The 18046-nt window shown below is 41.5% G+C and carries 15 protein-coding genes and 1 tRNA gene; 13 read left to right on the top strand and 3 right to left on the bottom strand.

Annotated features, from left to right (window positions below):
• The first annotated feature begins 40 nt into the window (after nucleotides 1-40).
• From ACT3QP_RS09160 to icmH, 3 genes are all read left to right on the top strand, one after another.
• Nucleotides 41-685, top strand: coding sequence for a hypothetical protein (locus ACT3QP_RS09160; RefSeq protein WP_192519943.1), 645 nt, complete (start codon nucleotides 41-43; stop codon nucleotides 683-685).
• 9 nt (nucleotides 686-694) lie between these two features.
• Complete coding sequence (tssK, locus tag ACT3QP_RS09155) at nucleotides 695-2041, top strand: type VI secretion system baseplate subunit TssK (protein ID WP_442074948.1); 1347 nt, start codon at nucleotides 695-697, stop codon at nucleotides 2039-2041.
• A gap of 373 nt (nucleotides 2042-2414) precedes the next feature.
• Nucleotides 2415-3227, top strand: a complete 813-nt coding sequence (gene icmH / locus ACT3QP_RS09150; RefSeq protein ID WP_192520631.1) for a type IVB secretion system protein IcmH/DotU — start codon at nucleotides 2415-2417, stop codon at nucleotides 3225-3227.
• Nucleotides 3228-3663: 436 nt separating this feature from the next.
• On the opposite strand, the gene ACT3QP_RS09145 is transcribed toward icmH, so the two are convergent.
• Nucleotides 3664-3739 (bottom strand) — tRNA-Asn (locus ACT3QP_RS09145).
• 334 nt (nucleotides 3740-4073) lie between these two features.
• Nucleotides 4074-5276 carry a pyridoxal phosphate-dependent aminotransferase gene (locus ACT3QP_RS09140; protein ID WP_444525269.1) on the bottom strand — a complete coding sequence of 401 codons (1203 nt, stop codon included), beginning with the start codon at nucleotides 5274-5276 and terminating at the stop codon, nucleotides 4074-4076.
• A gap of 822 nt (nucleotides 5277-6098) precedes the next feature.
• On the opposite strand from ACT3QP_RS09140, the gene ACT3QP_RS09135 reads away from it, so the two are divergent.
• The 8 genes from ACT3QP_RS09135 to ACT3QP_RS09100 all read left to right on the top strand — a co-directional run bounded on the left by ACT3QP_RS09135 (nucleotide 6099) and on the right by ACT3QP_RS09100 (nucleotide 14231).
• Complete coding sequence (locus tag ACT3QP_RS09135) at nucleotides 6099-6836, top strand: SDR family NAD(P)-dependent oxidoreductase (RefSeq protein ID WP_192520406.1); 738 nt, start codon at nucleotides 6099-6101, stop codon at nucleotides 6834-6836.
• 61 nt (nucleotides 6837-6897) lie between these two features.
• Nucleotides 6898-8640, top strand: a complete 1743-nt coding sequence (locus ACT3QP_RS09130; protein ID WP_444525268.1) for an NAD(P)/FAD-dependent oxidoreductase — start codon at nucleotides 6898-6900, stop codon at nucleotides 8638-8640.
• Nucleotides 8641-8709: 69 nt separating this feature from the next.
• Nucleotides 8710-9714, top strand: a complete 1005-nt coding sequence (locus tag ACT3QP_RS09125) for a DUF1365 domain-containing protein (protein WP_444525267.1) — start codon at nucleotides 8710-8712, stop codon at nucleotides 9712-9714.
• An 87-nt stretch (nucleotides 9715-9801) separates the two neighbouring features.
• Nucleotides 9802-11184, top strand: a complete 1383-nt coding sequence (locus tag ACT3QP_RS09120) for a class I SAM-dependent methyltransferase (RefSeq protein WP_444525266.1) — start codon at nucleotides 9802-9804, stop codon at nucleotides 11182-11184.
• Nucleotides 11185-11264: 80 nt separating this feature from the next.
• Nucleotides 11265-11675, top strand: a complete 411-nt coding sequence (locus ACT3QP_RS09115; protein ID WP_192520410.1) for a DUF2177 family protein — start codon at nucleotides 11265-11267, stop codon at nucleotides 11673-11675.
• A 77-nt stretch (nucleotides 11676-11752) separates the two neighbouring features.
• A complete protein-coding gene (locus tag ACT3QP_RS09110) occupies nucleotides 11753-12298 on the top strand; it encodes an acyl-CoA thioesterase (RefSeq protein WP_192520411.1) in 546 nt (181 codons plus the stop codon).
• Nucleotides 12299-12478: 180 nt separating this feature from the next.
• The gene (locus ACT3QP_RS09105) at nucleotides 12479-13561 is read left to right on the top strand and encodes a cation diffusion facilitator family transporter (protein WP_444525265.1); all 1083 of its coding nucleotides are present in this window, start codon (nucleotides 12479-12481) and stop codon (nucleotides 13559-13561) included.
• A gap of 112 nt (nucleotides 13562-13673) precedes the next feature.
• Nucleotides 13674-14231, top strand: coding sequence for a DUF2059 domain-containing protein (locus tag ACT3QP_RS09100; protein WP_444525264.1), 558 nt, complete (start codon nucleotides 13674-13676; stop codon nucleotides 14229-14231).
• A gap of 132 nt (nucleotides 14232-14363) precedes the next feature.
• Here the strand turns inward: ACT3QP_RS09100 and dps are convergent, their stop codons facing one another.
• Nucleotides 14364-14846: a DNA starvation/stationary phase protection protein Dps gene (dps, locus tag ACT3QP_RS09095; protein WP_192991889.1), complete on the bottom strand. Its 483-nt coding sequence runs from the start codon at nucleotides 14844-14846 to the stop codon at nucleotides 14364-14366.
• Between the two features lie 411 nt (nucleotides 14847-15257).
• Between dps and uvrB the strand changes: the two genes are divergently transcribed.
• Together uvrB and ACT3QP_RS09085 are read left to right on the top strand one after the other, a co-directional pair.
• A complete protein-coding gene (gene uvrB / locus ACT3QP_RS09090; RefSeq protein ID WP_444525263.1) occupies nucleotides 15258-17369 on the top strand; it encodes an excinuclease ABC subunit UvrB in 2112 nt (703 codons plus the stop codon).
• A 252-nt stretch (nucleotides 17370-17621) separates the two neighbouring features.
• A complete protein-coding gene (locus tag ACT3QP_RS09085) occupies nucleotides 17622-18005 on the top strand; it encodes a hypothetical protein (RefSeq protein WP_225739323.1) in 384 nt (127 codons plus the stop codon).
• Nucleotides 18006-18046 lie beyond the last annotated feature (41 nt).

Below are 18046 nucleotides of genomic sequence, written 5' to 3'. Positions count from 1 at the left end.
CAATAATACTTCAAGGTAAATTGAAAATATGAACAGATGTATGACACTGCCGATATCATTGATTGTTACAGGCCTATTGCTAAGTGGCACGCTAACTGGATGTAGCACTGATAGATTTAGTAGCTCAAATGACAACGCCTCTGAGCTAGCAGGTGAGTCTGGTATTACTGACAAGATAAAAGGTCTTATCAGTAATGATGATGACTTGCAGGAGCTCAAAGGCCAGCTAGAGGAGCAGCAACAACAGCTAGAGGCATTGCAAAAACATTTAAAACATCAGACGATTCCAGTAAGTATTAAAGCATCGGCCAGTGCCAATGCTGGTCGTGCAACACAAGGTACAGCGAGTACTGCTTATATAGCATTTTTAGAAGAAGACAGCCAATTTACTGAAGTTGAAACGCTAGCTGCGAAAGAGATTAGTGTCATTCCTAATCGTGACAGTAATCTGAGCTTAAATATTCCGCAAGATGCCCGTTTTATTGCGGTGAAAGTAGGGCTGAGATACACCAAAAAACGCTCGCAGTTTCTCATTCCAATTACCAGTATCAACTTTGACACACCACTCACGCTTAATATTGGCGCATGCGATGTAAATATTACGGAAGGCATCAGCCCAGACAAAGCACCCGAATTTACGACCAAACTAAAATATTATCAGCAGCCATTGACCAGCTGTTCGTAGGAGATTGTCTTGAGTAAACACAGAGTATTATGGGGCGAGGGACTGTTTCTACGCCCTCAGCATTTTCAAATTCAAGACACTTATCATAACTCGCAGCGGGCATTGAGTATGATGTTGGCACATCCATATGCGTACGGCGTGTCTGATGTTCAAATTGATAAACAGCTTTTGGAAAGCAATTTATTAAGCTTCCAAAGTATTTATGCTGTATTACCAGACGGAACGATATATCAAGCGCCCCGTACTGATGCATTGCCAAAAGCTATCACGTTGGATACTCAAGACAATGGCGATGATGTATTTGTATTTTTGAGTTTAGAGATAGTTCATAGTGGCGGCAGTAATATACAGACTGAGCACAGTGACAACCCTGCTCGCTATGTAAGAGGTGCGGTTGAGGCGCAAGACTTATATAGTCAAGCAGCTGAAGCGGTTATCGATGTTATTAAGTTGTCCCCCAGTTTACAGCTAAGCCATTCCGCGCAAGCGCCTAGTCAAGATACTGTGTCTTTATTGGTTGCCAAGTTGGTGCGTACGACTCAAGGTGTTTATCAAGTAGATGATGATTATATTGTGCCAAGCGTACATATCACGAGTAATCCAGCACTTGTTGGTCAAGTCTATCGTTTAATGACCATGATTAACACCAAATCCACTTCGCTATATGACCATCATCGCCAGTCGAACAATGATTTGCTAGAGTTCCGCTCGTCAGATATTGCTTCTTTTTGGTTGTTACATACGCTCAATACAGCATACTCTCAGCTGAGCCATTTATATAGTAATAATAAATTGCATCCAGAACGCCTTTATGAGGCGTTATTAAATGTTGCCAGCCAATTGGCCACTTTTAGCTCATTATACAAAGTCGGCGACTTGCCAGCTTATCATCATGATAATGCCAATGAGTCATTTGTGAGTATTATTTCGATTATTCGTGAGCTACTTAATACCGTTATTGCGAGTAACTTTATATCGATTCCACTACGTCAGAACAAACCGTCTTACTATACTGGTGAGCTGAGTAGTGACAAGATCACACGTGGCTCGCAACTGTATCTGTCGATTAGTTCGTCGCTACCGATGCATGAGCTAATCGATATCGTGCCACGCCGCTTTAAGATTGCGACTCCTGATGCAGTAGAGAAACGTGTTTTGTCGGCGCTTCCAGGCTCACCTGTCTCACATGTCACTCAGGTGCCTAGCGCAATACCTGTGAGACCAGGGTTTAGCTACTTCACTATCGAGCCAGTAGGTGAGTTATATGAAGAGATGCTAAAGTCTGAATCTATCTGTATTTATGTGCCGAACGGTTTTGACGACTTAAAAATCGAACTGATGGCTATCGTACAGTAGCATCGTTTATTGGTCACTATAAAGTCTATTTTTGGGTGAGCCTGATATAGGATTGTTTGACTTTATAACTAGGTATCATAGATTGTCATTCAACATTTTTATTAGGGCGTGTCTTCATTTCAAAAATGGTGATAAAAATGAGATAAATTGCCGTCAAACAAGAAAAATAGCGCAGATAATATCGGGATATTAACCAGCTATTTGACGATGTTTGGCAAGATTTAGCCACTTTTAGCCCATTTAGATGACTATCGGGTGAATTGAAGACACGCTCTAGTTACTTTTATTGGCGTAGGGTGCGTTTTTATTGTCCTTTTTAAACAGGGACACACCCTAGGTAGTATTCGAAAAATAATACGCATTAGGAACAGTCATGGCAGGAAATAATTCAACGGGTTCTGCGCCTTCACTACTAGATTCAGGTGAGGTAGCATCAAAAGTTTCAGCAACAGGCCTTGATAGGCGTATTAGTAGCCAGTCGTTAGTCGATATCATGTACGACGGCTTTTATTTAGTGTTCTTACTGCGCAATCACTATTTCAGCACTGAGCCGAGAAAATTTCGCCAAAAGATATATAACTTTTTAGATAAGTTTGAGAGCAGTGCGCGCAAAAAAGGTTTTATGTCAGAAGATATTCATGAGGCCAAATACGCTTACTGTGCGTTGATTGATGAAACCATCATGACATCGCAAGAACCAGAGTTTCAGACACTCAAAGATTCTTGGGAGTTAAATCCTTTACAGTTGGATTTGTTTGGTTCACAAGTTGCTGGTAATGAGTTTTTTGATCGCTTGGATGGATTGCGTGAGCAAGGGGAGAAGCATCTACCAGCCTTAGAAGTTTACCACTATGCAATGCTGCTTGGTTTTCAAGGTAAGTATCGTTTAGAAGCCCCTGAAAAAATTCGTTATCTTATCTCGCGATTGGGTGATGAAATTGAGCACCTACGAGGTAACAAGAACGAATTTTCACCATTTTGGGCCATTCCTGATCAGATAAAACATACACTCACGAGTGAGACACCGCTATGGATTATTCTTGCTGTCATGGCGGTGCTATTAACGGTCATATTTGCAACTATGTGGCAGCTCACCAATAGCTTTTCTACTGATCAGCTATCAGCATATGACAATGTGATTCAAGAAAACAAAGAGCAAGCGCATATTTCTATCTTCTTACCTTAATGATGGTTATATCATCACGAGCACATTAAGGTTCTGAATCGCTTGTATCACAGGCAGTCAAATAAAAACGGCATTAGTATAATTATTATACTAATGCCGTTTTTATTTATTAGGGCGTGTCTTCATTTCAAAAATGGTGATAAAAATGAGATAAATTGCCGTCAAACAAGAAAAATAGCGCAGATAATATCGGGATATTAGTCAGCTATTTGACGATTTTTGGCAAGATTTAGCCACTTTTAGCCCATTTAGATGACTATCGGGTGAATTGAAGACACGCCCTAGTGTCATATCGACTAACTAAACCAGATCGTTTGTCTTGTGCACGTAAATTAAGGAAATAACAGCCATAAAAAAACCCTCATCAAATTGATGAGGGTTTTGGCAAATGCCATAATCGAATTAATGATAATTCAAAAGATTTACTACTAAAATGTGGCTCTCCAACCTGGGCTCGAACCAGGGACACACGGATTAACAGTCCGTTGCTCTACCAACTGAGCTATTGGAGAATAGGCTGTAAGTATTTAATACCCTTACAACAAGCTTAGAAAGTCTCTAACGAGTTCTTGCTAAGTGGGGCGTATTCTAGCAAAGATAAAAAATACGTCAAGCTTTTTTTTCATATTTGGTAAATATTATTATTTTAATGAGTGGATAGGCCGCTTTCTCACGTATTCATTCCAGATTTGGTCCTTTTTCACTAAGCGTGTGATGAGTATGTCAAAGACAGGCTTTACACTGAGTATCAGTACTGATTATAAAATATTCAAAAAAAGGCGCCACATAGTGAATATGTGGCGCCTTTTTTTATAAAACACTTTTAAAAAAATAATGCTCTAATACTTATTCGGCAACATCCAATTCAGCAACCGCTTTTTCGATACGTGATAACGCATCTTTTAGTGTGGCTTCATCAGTGGCATAGGAGATACGCATGTAACCACCAAGGCCAAACGCGTCGCCAGGTACAACGGCTACGCCGACTTTATCCAATAACCATGCTGAAAATTCAGTACAAGAAGACAAACCAGCGGCTTTGATTAATGGCACGATATTTGGGTATACATAAAATGCGCCATCAGGACGCAAGCAAGTAATACCTTTGATGGCGTTTAAGCCATCAACCACAAGGTCACAACGCTTTTCAAAAGCTTCTACCATTGGTTCTAGCACGCTTTGGTCGCCGCTAATGGCTGCTTCTGCTGCGACTTGGCTGATAGAGGTTGGGCATGAAGTAGATTGCGATTGAACTTTTTTCATTGCGCCAATAAGCTTGGCAGGGCCGCCAGCATAACCGATACGCCAGCCTGTCATTGCATAGGCCTTAGAGACGCCATTTAAGATAATGGCACGGTCTTTCAGCTCAGGAGCGGCATTTAAGATGTTGTAGAACTTATCACCTGTCCAGCGAATATGCTCATACATGTCATCTGAGGCCACGTAGACTTGTGGGTGCTTTTTCAATACTTCAGCCAGTGCTTTCAGCTCTTCCAAAGTATAGATCATACCAGTTGGGTTAGATGGGCTATTTAATACCAACATTTTGGTTTTATCAGTAATGGCCGCTTCTAGTTGCTCTGGTGTGATTTTGAAGTTTTGCTCAGCTGGGCATTTGACGATGACTGGCACGCCTTCTGCGATGATAACCATGTCAGGATAGCTGACCCAAAACGGTGCTGGAATGATGACTTCATCACCTGGGTTGATAAAGGCTTGAGCAAGGTTAAAGAATGACTGTTTACCACCAACCGATACTAGAATTTCGTTAGGCTCATAGCTGATGTCGTTATCATTTTTGAACTTTTCAATGATGGCTTTTTTTAGCTCTGGTGTACCGTCGACAGCGGTGTATTTGGTGAAGCCACCATTAATGGCATCGATGGCTGCTTTTTTGATGTGCTCTGGTGTGTCAAAGTCAGGCTCGCCTGCACCCAGACCAATGATATCTTTGCCCGCTGCTTTTAGCTCTTTGGCTTTATTGGTAATCGCTAGCGTAGGTGATGGTTTGATGTTATTGACGCGGTCAGACAGTTGTAACTCGCTCATGGGAGATCCTTTTTATATTAGGGCGTGTCCTCAACTCAATCGATAGTCATCTAAATGGGTTAAAAATAGTTAAATTTTACCAAACGGCGTCAAATAGCTGACTAATATCTCGATATTATCTGCGCTATCTTCCTTGTTTGACTTCAATTTATCTTATTTTTATCACCATTTTTAAAATGAGGACACGCCCTAGTGGGGTTGGTGGAAATCTATTGTGAATTATATAACGTTTTGAATGCTATCAGCATGCGATATTAGAGCGTTTAAGGAATCAATGTTTTTCATATACTGAGAAGGCAGTCACTATTCACAGGCAGCTATTACTCAGCAGTTACTATTCAATAGTAAGCGCATTCACTGTTAGTTTTACACTGATTTTCATGTTGATTTTGGCATTGTAGCACGCTGATATTACGCTGTCTTATGACGCTAGTAACATGAGGTGGTACTAAGATGAATGGTTTTGACATTATCTGGTACTACTCAATTAGAGCGTGTTGAACATTCAAATATTAGGGCTGCTGATCTCTAAAATTGCACCAACCTAGGCGCAAGCCGCCGATAATATCGAGATCTTAGCTAGGCTTCCCTAATCATAATCCAATTTATATTGGCAGCTCAACCGATGCTGTTGATTGCGAAGACACAACAATAAACCTATATCTGTACACTATAACTATTTAGATTTTTTAAATAAAATGAGCAATAGCTTAAATAAATAAAAATAATATCGTATATCAAATGATAATAATTATTATGTATATGACGCCTTATGAAGCGGTGATTTTTATATTATAAAAGAGATGATAAAGGATAATAACGATGACAGATGCTTCTAAAAAACTCCATATTCTGATTACTGGCGCGACTTCGGGTATTGGTAACCAGTTGACCAAAGATTATCTACTAGAAGGGCATCACGTCTATGCTGTTGGTCGTGATGCGGATGCATTGGCCGAGCTCAAAGCGCTAGGAGCAGAGGTTATTGACTTGGATTTGATGGATCGGGACAAGGTGCTTGATGCCTTTGATAAAATATCTGAGATTGATGTGGCAATCTGTGGTGCTGGCATGTGTGAATATTTAGACATGCCAAACTTTGATAGCAGTGTCTTTATGAAAGTTATGTCGGTGAATATGGGCACGTTGTCGCATGCGATAGAAGGGGCCTTGCCCAAGTTGATCGCTTCAAAAGGTCGCTTGGTCGGTATCGGCTCAGCCTCTGCTTATGTACCTTTTGCCCGTGCGGAAGCTTATGGAAGCTCAAAAGCTGCCATCCATTATTTAATGAAAACTCTACAGATTAGCCTTGCGCCGCATGATGTGTCAGTCAGTTTAGTGGTACCAGGTTTCGTCGAAACGGCAATGACCAAACAAAACGATTTCCCTATGCCATTCATCCAGACACCAGAGCAAGCCAGTCAGGCCATCCGAGACGGTATAGAGAGCGGTCACGATGTCATTGAGTTTCCCAAAAAACTTACCTTTCCATTAAAAGCGTTGGGCATACTGCCAGATTTGGTATGGCAACAAGTGAGTAGCAAGCTCAATAAAAAATAAGTCATTATTGGTAACAATATTTCAGTCATCAGAACAGATGAAAATATAAAGGAAGCCCTCCATGCCGTTTATTCGCCGTAAACGTAAGAATTCAAAATCAGTCTCTAACAACGCCAGCAATGCTGCAAACAATAATCCTAAAGTCCAAACGAAAAAACGCATCGCCATTATTGGCTCAGGCGTATCAGGCTTAACCTGTGCGCATTACCTAGTGGGACAACATGACGTAACCGTGTTTGAAGCCAATGATTATATTGGTGGTCATGTAAACACGATTAATGTGGCATTACAGGATAGCAAAAAAGCAAAGAGTGGTAATACTGAAAACAGTGCAATAGACACAGGGTTTATCGTATTTAATGAGCGTACTTACCCTAACTTTTTTCGCTTGCTTTATGATTTAAAAGTACCGTTTCAGTCGACAGACATGAGCTTTTCAGTGAAAAACACGGCGAGCAATTTTGAATACAACGGTCACACACTCAATACTTTAGTATCACAGCGTAAAAATGTGCTTAACCCAAAATTTTGGCAGTTTATTAAAGATATTTTACAGTTTAATAAACACATCAAGCAGCTACGTCAGGATTACGATACTGCCCGTGCAAAAAGAGAAGACGTTAGCAGCTTTACTGAGCAAACACTTGGCAGTTATTTAGCACAGAAAAGCTATGGGGCGTTGTTTAAAGACAACTATTTGCTGCCAATGGTTTCTGCTATTTGGTCGACCAGTCTACATGATGTAAAAGACTTTCCTTTGGTACTATTTGCACAATTTTTCGATAACCATGGGTTGCTTGATGTGGTCAACCGCCCGCAGTGGTTCACTATCAAAGGTGGATCAAAACAATATGTGAATAAACTGGTTACGCGCTTTGTTAAAGCGGGTGGCGAGGTACGAATAAATAGTCCAGTGCAATCGGTGGTTCGTGATGGTGATCAAGTGTCATTGACCGTTCAAAATGCAGCCAGTGCTGATGACAGTATTGAAAAACTGACCGAAAACTTAGTGTTCGATGAGGTGGTTTTTGCTTGTCATGCAGATACGGCGTTAAAGATTTTAAAAGATGCCAGTACTGATGAAACTGAGGTGCTGAAGCATTTCCGTTTTACTAACAACAGGGCTGTCCTTCATACCGATACCAGTATTTTACCCAAGAAGCCTTTGGCATGGGCAAGCTGGAACTACCTCATTGATGAAACAGCGTCGGGTAATGTGACTGAAGCAGGGCAAGCTATCGAAAGCGCAAAAACCCCTGCTAAGCCAGTGCTTACTTATCACATGAATATTCTGCAACGCCTCACTAAGAAACACAATTATTTAGTCACGCTCAATCCAGCGATAGCCAATAAAACTATTGATGAGAAGCAAGTTATTAAAAGTATCGATTATAGTCATCCAGTGTTTGATAAAGCGATGATGGATGCGCAAACAAAATGGTCGACTATCTCTGGTAATGAATCGCACACGCATTTTTGTGGGGCATATTGGTTCAATGGTTTTCATGAAGATGGTGTGCGCAGCGGGCTACGTGTGTGTCAAACGCTAGGTGATACGATTGATATTAAAGATGATGTAGACCCAAGCCATCTACCGGATGCTGAGAGTGCGCATACGCCATTTCGTTATAAAGACTTACCGGTCAAGGCAGATATCAATGTACGAAAACTCAATAAACGTCAGGTGACAATTACGTCTACCAATCAAGAGCTGGTTAACTACGTGAAAAGTTTACAGCCCAAAGTTGTAGATACCAATGAAAAGAAAAAGACAAGCTTGTTTGGTCGTCGAAAAGCGAAATAATGATGGCATTGCAGTTTCAAAATTGAAATTTCGGCATCAAAATCAACCAATACCATAAAAGAGCGTACTATGCCTATTGAGCAGTATTCGTCCAACAGTAAACTGCCACATCAGCTGTTCCATGGAACGACGTGGCACAGTCGATTGCTGCCAAATGTACATAAGTTTGTGTATCCGTATCGCTATTGGGGCGTCAATATCAGTGCATTGGTTAGAGGTGAAAACCTTCCTGAAATAAATACGGCAGTTTTTAGCGAGAATCAGCAGTTGAAAAGGTTGCCGTTAAAAAGGTTATTGGCAAAAGGCTTGCCGTTATTTTCAGCAAAGAAAAAAGCCTTGCAGCAGTTTTGTCCCGATGATTATTTGCAAAAATTACAGTCACAAGGGTCAGATAGCAACAGTGATTTAAGCGACTTAGTTAAAAGTAAAAGCAAAATTAAAGACAAGAACGCAGAGGCTGATGTAAATCCCATTCAAGCACTTCATAATCGTTTAAACCAAGCATTTATGGAGCAGGCAGGCAGTACGCCAAAAGGCGATATGATTGGATTGCTAGTATGCCGTAATGCAGGTATATATTTTAGCCCAGTCAATTTTTATTTGGGCTTTGACGAACAGCAGAACCCGACGCACTTGCTCGCTGAAGTGTCCAATACACCGTGGGACAAGCGCCATTACTATGGGTTCTTGCTTGATGGCGAGAATACCGAGTTTTGTCATGACAAAGACTTTCATGTGTCACCTTTTAATCCTATCGATCAGCTATATCGCTGGCAGGTTAAGGTAAAAAAGCAATCCGATAACTGCTTGCAGGTGCGTATTGGGATTGATATCAGTGATGAGCGTGGTGAAGTTTTAAAAACAGGTATAAAGATATCTGGCGTGCCAATGACCACCGCTTCTGTTCGCAAAAGCTTACGACAAAACCCGCTGATGAATATGACGTCCTTAACTCGTATTTATTGGCATGCTTTCAAACTGTATGCGATCAAAAAAGTTCCTTATATTAATTATGACGAAAAGCTAGCCGATAGCCAGCAAAAAGAAGGCAGCATGGACAAGAACAAGTATTAAGCGTTAAAAAAATCCGAGTAGTTCGAGAATTTTATAAATGTAATATTAAAAATAAAGCACTTAAACTTAAATAAGGATAAACACACAATGCTAGCACGACCGACCGACCGAGCACCTGTCTCAACATTAGAAAAAGTGAGCGCACGGATAAATAAGGCCGTCAATGAGCGTGCTATTTTGCAGCCAGTGAGTGGTGGGGTAAATAAAGTAGCCAGAAAGCTGATATTTCAAGCGTTGCAGCATGTTCAGTTTGGTAGCATTACTTTAATTGAAGCGTTTGACGACAATGCTTCTAAGACTACCCGTTTTGGTGGTGAGTCTGATAGCACCGTAAGCAGTTCAGCAGTCGGACGGCATTCGTTGCATGTGACTTTGATGATTCACGACACCGCTGTATATCGTCAGCTGCTGCTAGGTGGCTCTATTGCGCTAGCAGATAGCTATATCAATGGTGAGTGGGATACGGATGATTTGACGGGATTGATTCGGTTGGCAGCGCGTAACTTGACGGTACTCAATAAGTTAGAAAATCGTTTTGCAGGCGTGAGTAAAGCCTTTGAAAAAGCCAAGCATCAGTTGCGTAGCAATGACAAAACTGGCTCCAAGTCCAACATATTAGCCCATTATGATTTGGGTAATGACATGTATCAGCGTTTTTTAGACGAGACTATGATGTATTCATCAGCGGTATATTGTGCGCCTGATGTGTCGTTGAGCGATGCGCAGCAGCACAAACTGGCGCTTATTTGCCAGCGTCTACAGTTGACTGCTGACGATCATGTGGTTGAAATCGGTACTGGGTGGGGTGGTTTTGCTATTTATGCCGCCACGCATTATGGCTGTAAAGTCACGACGACGACCATCTCTGATGCGCAGTACGACGAAGCACAACGAAGAGTAGAAGCAGCAGGTCTGTCTGATAAAATTACGTTACTCAAGCAGGACTATCGTGAGCTGACAGGACAGTACGATAAGCTGGTTAGCATCGAGATGATTGAAGCCGTTGGACATGAATATTTGCCAGTATTCTTTGCTAAATGTAACAGTCTGCTGAAGCCTACAGGGCTGATGGTTTTACAGGCAATTACCTTCAATGACCAGAACTATCAAGAGTATATAAATTCAGTCGATTTTATCCAGACGCATATATTCCCAGGTGGTTGTCTACTGTCCAATCAAGAGCTCAATACCCAGTTCACCGAGCAAACGGACATGGTGATCAAACAGCTTCATGATTATGGCTTTGATTATGCACATACGCTTAGAGATTGGCGTCTAGCCTTTATGGCACAGCGCGAAGAAATAACTGAGCTCGGTTATGATGATGCCTTTATTCGTTTATGGAATTTTTACTTTTGCTACTGCGAAGGTGGTTTTTTAGAGCGCACGATTGGTGTGGTACAAGTGACAGCCGTAAAGCCAAACAATATCGATACGCTACATTTTTCTGATTTGCCAGCGGCTGTTTAGCACACGCCCTAGGTTTGATGGAACCTCACCTGACCTTATAAGAGTTGCGTGGTTTCATTTATTTTATTGAGGAGACTATCATGGGCTATGTTTTTATTTATCTTGCTGCTGTGGTTATATTTTTGGGTATCGATGCGATCTGGCTCAAAACGATGACCAGCTTGTTCTATGAAAAGCGTATTGGCCACTTGCTTGCCGATGAGCCAAACATGGTCGCCGCTGGCGTGTTCTATCTGTTTTACTTGTTCGCACTGTGCATATTAATTCTTTATCCTCAAATCAAAGCCGGTGCGTCACTTGGTCACATATTCTTACTTGGTGGCTTGATAGGACTAATGGCTTACGGTACGTATGATTTTACCAGTTTGGCATTGTATAAAGGCTTTACGATGGATACAGCATTAGTGGATTTTGCTTGGGGCGGGATTTTGACAGGTAGCGTAAGTACGATTGTTGCATGGTTGGCTTATCGCTTTCATTGGCTCAGCTAAATATTCTTAACGCGTTAAATCTGTCATACTGGCTCATAAGCATAGATAAATAAACGTCTCCAAAAATAAGGATCATCATGCCACAATCCAACACCAGCTCATCTGCTCAAAAAGCTCCTTTAAATAGCGAGCTATATATGTCGATACTCATGACACCCGATATGGCAAATTTTATCGGCAATGTGCATGGTGGTGATTTGTTAAAAATGCTTGATCAGGTTGCTTATGCCTGTGCCAGCCGATATAGCGGTAACTATGTGGTGACACTATCTGTCGACCAAGTGATGTTTCGAGAGCCTATCTATGTAGGTGAGCTGGTGACTTTTGCTGCCAGTGTCAACTATGTGGGAAACACCTCTATGGAGATTGGCATTCGTGTCGAAGCCGAAGACGTGCGAGCGCGTACCGTCCGTCATACCAATAGCTGTTACTTTACGATGGTCGCTATCGATGATAAGGGTAAGCCAACCGTAGTGCCACCACTTGAGATTAAAAATAATCTACAACAGTGCCGTGCGGATGCTGCGTTAGAGCGCAAAAACTTGCGTATGCAAAGCTCACATCGCCCAAGCTGTGAGTTAAAAGAGACGGTCGGAGAGCTGGATAGTGAGCATGAGCGTTAAGCTCATAGAAATATGGATGGATAGTAGGCTAATCTACTGTCGCTATTTCTCTAAGTATGTAGTTCTTAAATATATAGCTTCTAAGCATGTATCCCAATTATCTTACCACTGCTATCCTGAATCGACTATATCGTTGAGTCGCTAAATATCTATTTTTAACACGTCTGTATAGAGGCTATTATGAGTCTAAAGCCGCCAAAAGCCAATTCGAAAAACACTCCTATTGCTCAACCAACGCCGCGCATGGCGCGTGGTGTTGGTATGAATAATATGGAAGCCAATAATGCTACTAATATTGCCACCAATGAAAATGAACAACACTCTAATTCATTGACCACAGTATTGATTGCTGTTGGAGCAAACCTTGTCATTGCTATTGCAAAAACAGTAGCGGCAGTGATGACAGGATCTGCTTCTATGATCGCGGAGTCAGCGCATTCTTGGGCAGATGCTGGTAATGGCACCTTGTTGATTGTTGCAGAAAAAAAGGCAATAAAACCTGCAGATAGCAGTCATCCGTTGGGTTATGGCAAAGAGTCGTATGTTTGGTCGATGATCGCCGCTTTTGGTGTGTTTATGGCAGGCTCTATCGTCTCCATTTATACAGGAATCACCGAATGGAATGCAGCGGAGAGCGAGACCAACTATACCATTGGTTTTATTATATTGGCGATCGCGTTTGTGCTCGAAGGGTTTTCGTTAGGGCAGGCTTATTTACAAAGTAAAAAGCACGGCGCGGCAATTAATATCAGTGCCATTGGTTATGTGATTAATACCTCTAATCCAACGTTACGTGGTGTGTTTTTTGAAGACTTAGCTGCTGTCATTGGCTTGGTAGTTGCAGCTGCTGCGATGGGCATGCATGCTTATACTGGACAGCCGTTTTGGGATGCACTAGGCTCTATTATCGTTGGTATACTATTAGGCGCTGTAGCAATATTTTTGATTAGCCGTAACCGTGACTTTTTGGTTGGTAACAAAGTATCAGAGCAAATACATGGCTATGCGTTAAGTGAGTTGCTGAATCATGTAGATATTGATAGCGTTTCATATTTGCATCTAGAGTGGGTAGGGCCCAAAAAAATATTTATGGTGGCAGCAGTAGACATCGCGGGTAATCAAAAAGAGAGAGAGATTGCTCATAAGTTTGAAGCGATTGAAAACCAATTCCGCAAAGACCCACTGTTTCAAGAGGTCATATTGACGCTATCCGTACCAGACGCAGATGTTTTGACTTTACCAGATATAGTCACTCCACTATAAAAGTATTACTGCGTTAACTTCGCTTGAAGTATTCAATATACATCTGCACTCGGTTACCTTATACTATATCTTAATTTAGCCGATTATAGTCTACTAATAAAGTGATAATTATATGAAAAAACTACTAAAAAGTACTGTGTTCGCTGTATCGTTGAGCATCGGTGCTGTCAGTTTGATGGCGGTGCCAACGTTATCTGTACAAGCGGCAGTACCGACGGATGCCTCTTTATTAAAACTCATCGAAGTCACTAAGGTCGTTGAGATGATGAATGATATGTCTAGTGATAGTGGTATCACAGATCAAGTGACGCAGTCCATGTTATCTTCGCTGCCTACTGATGATTTGAGTATGGATCAGCGCCAACGTTTAGAAGATATTGTCAGTAAATATAGTAAAGAGATTACAAACAATAGCGATAGCGTGAATCAACAAATTATAAAAAGTTATATGGAGACAGCCAAACAGCACTTTGACCAACAAGAGGTTGATGCACAGATCGATTTTTATAGTAGTAAAATGGGCCAAAGTATCATCGATAAACAGCCTGACATGATGAAAGACTATATGTCACAAATAATGCCTGTCGTCATGGAGTCTACTATGGAAAAAATGCAAGATATTATGCCAAGAATGGCTGCAGATATTAAAGCAATTACACGTGAAGAGTGAGCTGATATTTTAGTAATCTAAAGGTCTTTCATATAGAAGTCTATAAACATAAAAAGGTCGCCATAATTGGCGACCTTTTTATGTTTTAAGCTTACGTTCTATAAGTCTAGTAATTTTTCTATTTGCTACTAACTACTTGCTAGGAGCATTCGCACCGATGAACCATGCATCTTTGTCGATAATGCGACTGGCTTCTGTAAATAGGTCAGCAGTGTCTTCGTCGCCTGCATCACCAGCAGTAGCAATGGCTTTTCGTAATGTTTCTGCCACTTGTTTGTAGCGGCTGGTTAACTCACGCACATGTTGATTGACTTCGGTAATATCAGTTGGGTAATCGTCTAAAATGGACTCTTTTACCACACGGCTTGCCAAGCCATTTGGCTGACCACCTAGGATTACGATGCGCTCAGCGATAGTGTCTGATACTTCGAGGATACGCTCTGATGTTTCATCTAACAGTTGATGTACGCCGATGAAACCTTTACCTTGTAGGTTCCAATGACATTGTTTGCCATCTAATGTTAAATCAATAACGTTGGCCAAATTTGCATTTAGTAGCTTTACCATTTCACTGGCGGTTTCGTCTGATATTCCACTTGCGTAACGTTCTCTCATGACTTACTCCGTTATATTTTAATTTAATTTGATGTGTCACTTTTTCTTATTTGTTTATCTATAATGGTACTGTGTTAGCACTGATGTTATAACTGACAGTGCTTGTTGATTCGTTATAAATAATAGCAGCTTAAATGGTTATTAGAACCCTCAAGTGTTAGGCTTTGTTGAGTGGTCGTGTAAAAGGTTTGTTAAGCATGAAAAGCTTTGTAAATATAGCCAAAGTCATGTAATTTTTTTATAACTGTCTTTGACTTTTTACTAAAACAGGCGTATAGAATGGCTATCTTGTGCACCTATATACAGGTTAAGAGCGATGTCTGTAAGCATCATATTCAGCTGATGCTTATCCTTTAAAAACCAACCCTCAGACCCCATATTGTTATAAACATCTAGAATAAGAAATCTATTATGCGAATGCCTGAACCGCGCTCATCGCGTCAGTTAAATCAGTTGGCCACTCAGCTTCAAGGCGAAGCTGAAATTAGTGGTGTCAATGCGTCAGGGACGCAAATATCGAGTCGCGCCTTTGAGATGGTCACTGATTTTGAGCCAGCAGGTGATCAGCCGCAAGCGATAAAAAAGCTAGTCAATGGTATCGACTCTGACATGGATGAGCAGTTGCTATTGGGGGTCACGGGTTCTGGTAAGACCTATACCATGGCGAAAGTCATCTCCGAGACGCAGCGCCCAACCATTATCATGGCGCACAACAAAACACTTGCGGCTCAGTTATATGGCGAGTTTAAATCGTTTTTTCCTAATAATGCGGTCGAATACTTCGTCAGTTATTATGACTACTATCAGCCTGAGGCTTATGTTGCGGCAAGTGACACTTTTATCGAAAAAGACAGTGCCATTAATGATCATATCGATCAGATGCGTCTGTCAGCTACGCGTGCTCTATTAGAGCGTCGTGATGCGATTATCGTTGCGTCAGTATCTTGCATATACGGCTTGGGCGATCCTGAAAGTTATCTAAAAATGCTATTGCATGTCGTTGTGGGTGATAAAATAGACCGTACGGCGACGATTAAACGTCTGGTTGAAATGCAATATATGCGTAATGAATTGGATTTTGAACGTGGTACGTATCGCTTGCGCGGAGAGTTGCTAGATATCTATCCTGCTGAGTCTGAGCAACTGGCCGTTCGTGTGCATTTATTTGATGATGAAGTAGAGAAGATTACTTGGTTTGATCCATTAACTGGCAAGACTGTACGTAGTGTGCCGCGTATTACTATTTATCCAAAATCGCACTATGTCACCCCGCGCAACAAGCTAGAAGCTGCCAGTCATACCATACGCGAAGAGCTAGAGCCACGATTGGAGTACTTCCGCGAAAACAACAAGCTGATTGAAGCGCAGCGTCTCAAAGAACGTACTCAATATGATCTTGAGATGATACAGCAGCTCGGCTACTGTAACGGCATCGAAAACTACTCGCAGCATCTCTCTGGTCGTCCTTCAGGGGAAGCGCCGCCGACGTTATTTGATTATATTCCAGAAGATGCCTTATTGTTCCTTGATGAGTCACACGTGACCGTCTCGCAAATTGGCGCGATGTATAAGGGCGATAGATCACGCAAAGAAAACCTAGTCAACTATGGCTTTCGTTTACCAAGCGCGATGAATAACCGTCCGATGAAGTTTGAAGAATGGGAGCGTATCAAGCCCAAGACTATCTACGTGAGTGCCACGCCAGCGTTATATGAGCTTGAGCATAGCGAGCAAGTGGTCGAGCAGGTCGTACGCCCAACGGGTCTGATCGACCCTGAGATTGAGATACGTCCTGTATTGACGCAGGTCGATGATGTGCTATCAGAGATTACCAAACGCCGCGAAAAGGATGAGCGGGTATTGATTACCACGTTGACCAAGCGCATGTCAGAGGATTTGACCAGTTATCTAAAAGAGTACGATGTCAAAGTCGCCTATCTGCATTCTGATATCGATACTGTCGAGCGTATGCAGATTATTCATGAGTTACGTACAGGCGTGCATGATGTGTTGGTCGGTATCAATTTGCTGCGTGAAGGTTTGGATATGCCTGAAGTGTCGCTGGTAGCGATATTTGATGCCGATAAAGAAGGTTTCTTACGCTCTGAGCGCTCGCTTATTCAGACCATTGGTCGTGCAGCACGTCACTTAAATGGTAAAGCCATTCTCTATGCCGATCGCATCACACCAAGTATGCAAAAGGCGATAGATGAAACTGATCGTCGCCGTGAAAAACAAATAGCGTTTAATGTCGAGCACAACATCACGCCAAAAGGTGCGCGCCGTAGTATCACGGATAAAATCGATACCGGTGACGATAATAATGCCAATGACAACCAGGTAATTCCAATCAAGAGCAACTTGCCTGATGTGGATATCAGTATCTTACGTAGTCCTGACTTGCTGGCCAAAGAAATCAGTCGCCTTGAAAAGCAGATGAAGCAGATGTCGCGTGACTTGAAGTTTGAGGATGCGGCGAAAACGCGCGACAAAGTATTAGAATTGAAAGCACATTTAATCTAAGGTGTGAGTTGGCTTTTACTGAATATTAGAGGAGATGAGTCGCATATTCTGTGGCTCATTTTTTATGCATCGTTTGCTATAATCAATAAAGTTTAAGTAACAGTGAAATCGGGTTTTACCAACATTAAACGCAGTTTTACACATTACCCCTTAACAAACATCCGTCCTTCTAATACGATAAGCAAACACAGCGTATAGCTATCTTTGGTTCATCAAGATCAAAAAATATTAGATAATAAGGACATAATTATAATGGACGTTAAAGCATTATTTAAGAAGGGCATAGAAAAACAATTACTCGATGTAGATGACTATATATTTAAGCCGGAGCTGATAGAGATGACGGTTGAGGAAGGGGAGTTGACCTGCGTGCTAAACAGTGATGGTAGTGTCAATATTTTCTATACTAAGGCAGGAATCACTGACGTCAGAGCTGCGGCTCGAAAGCACCCTTTTACTTCTTTTTCTACTGAGCTACATCATGGAATTTACGATGACGTCATCGACGATGTAGTAGAGAATGTAAATGATATTATAGACAGTCACTCTAAGTATTTCCGTCGCAGCAAAGTTTTATCTACTACACCAGCTTTAGGCGGTGGTGATGCTATCATTACAGAAGCTGATAAATATTAGAGACTGGATCTAACCGATTTTGATAAAAAAAGGCCAGATTA

The organism is Psychrobacter sp. AOP7-B1-24 (genome assembly GCF_052376215.1).
GTDB lineage: Bacteria > Pseudomonadota > Gammaproteobacteria > Pseudomonadales > Moraxellaceae > Psychrobacter.
Note: the sequence above shows the minus strand (reverse complement) of the source record. Positions and strands in the feature narration are given on the sequence as shown.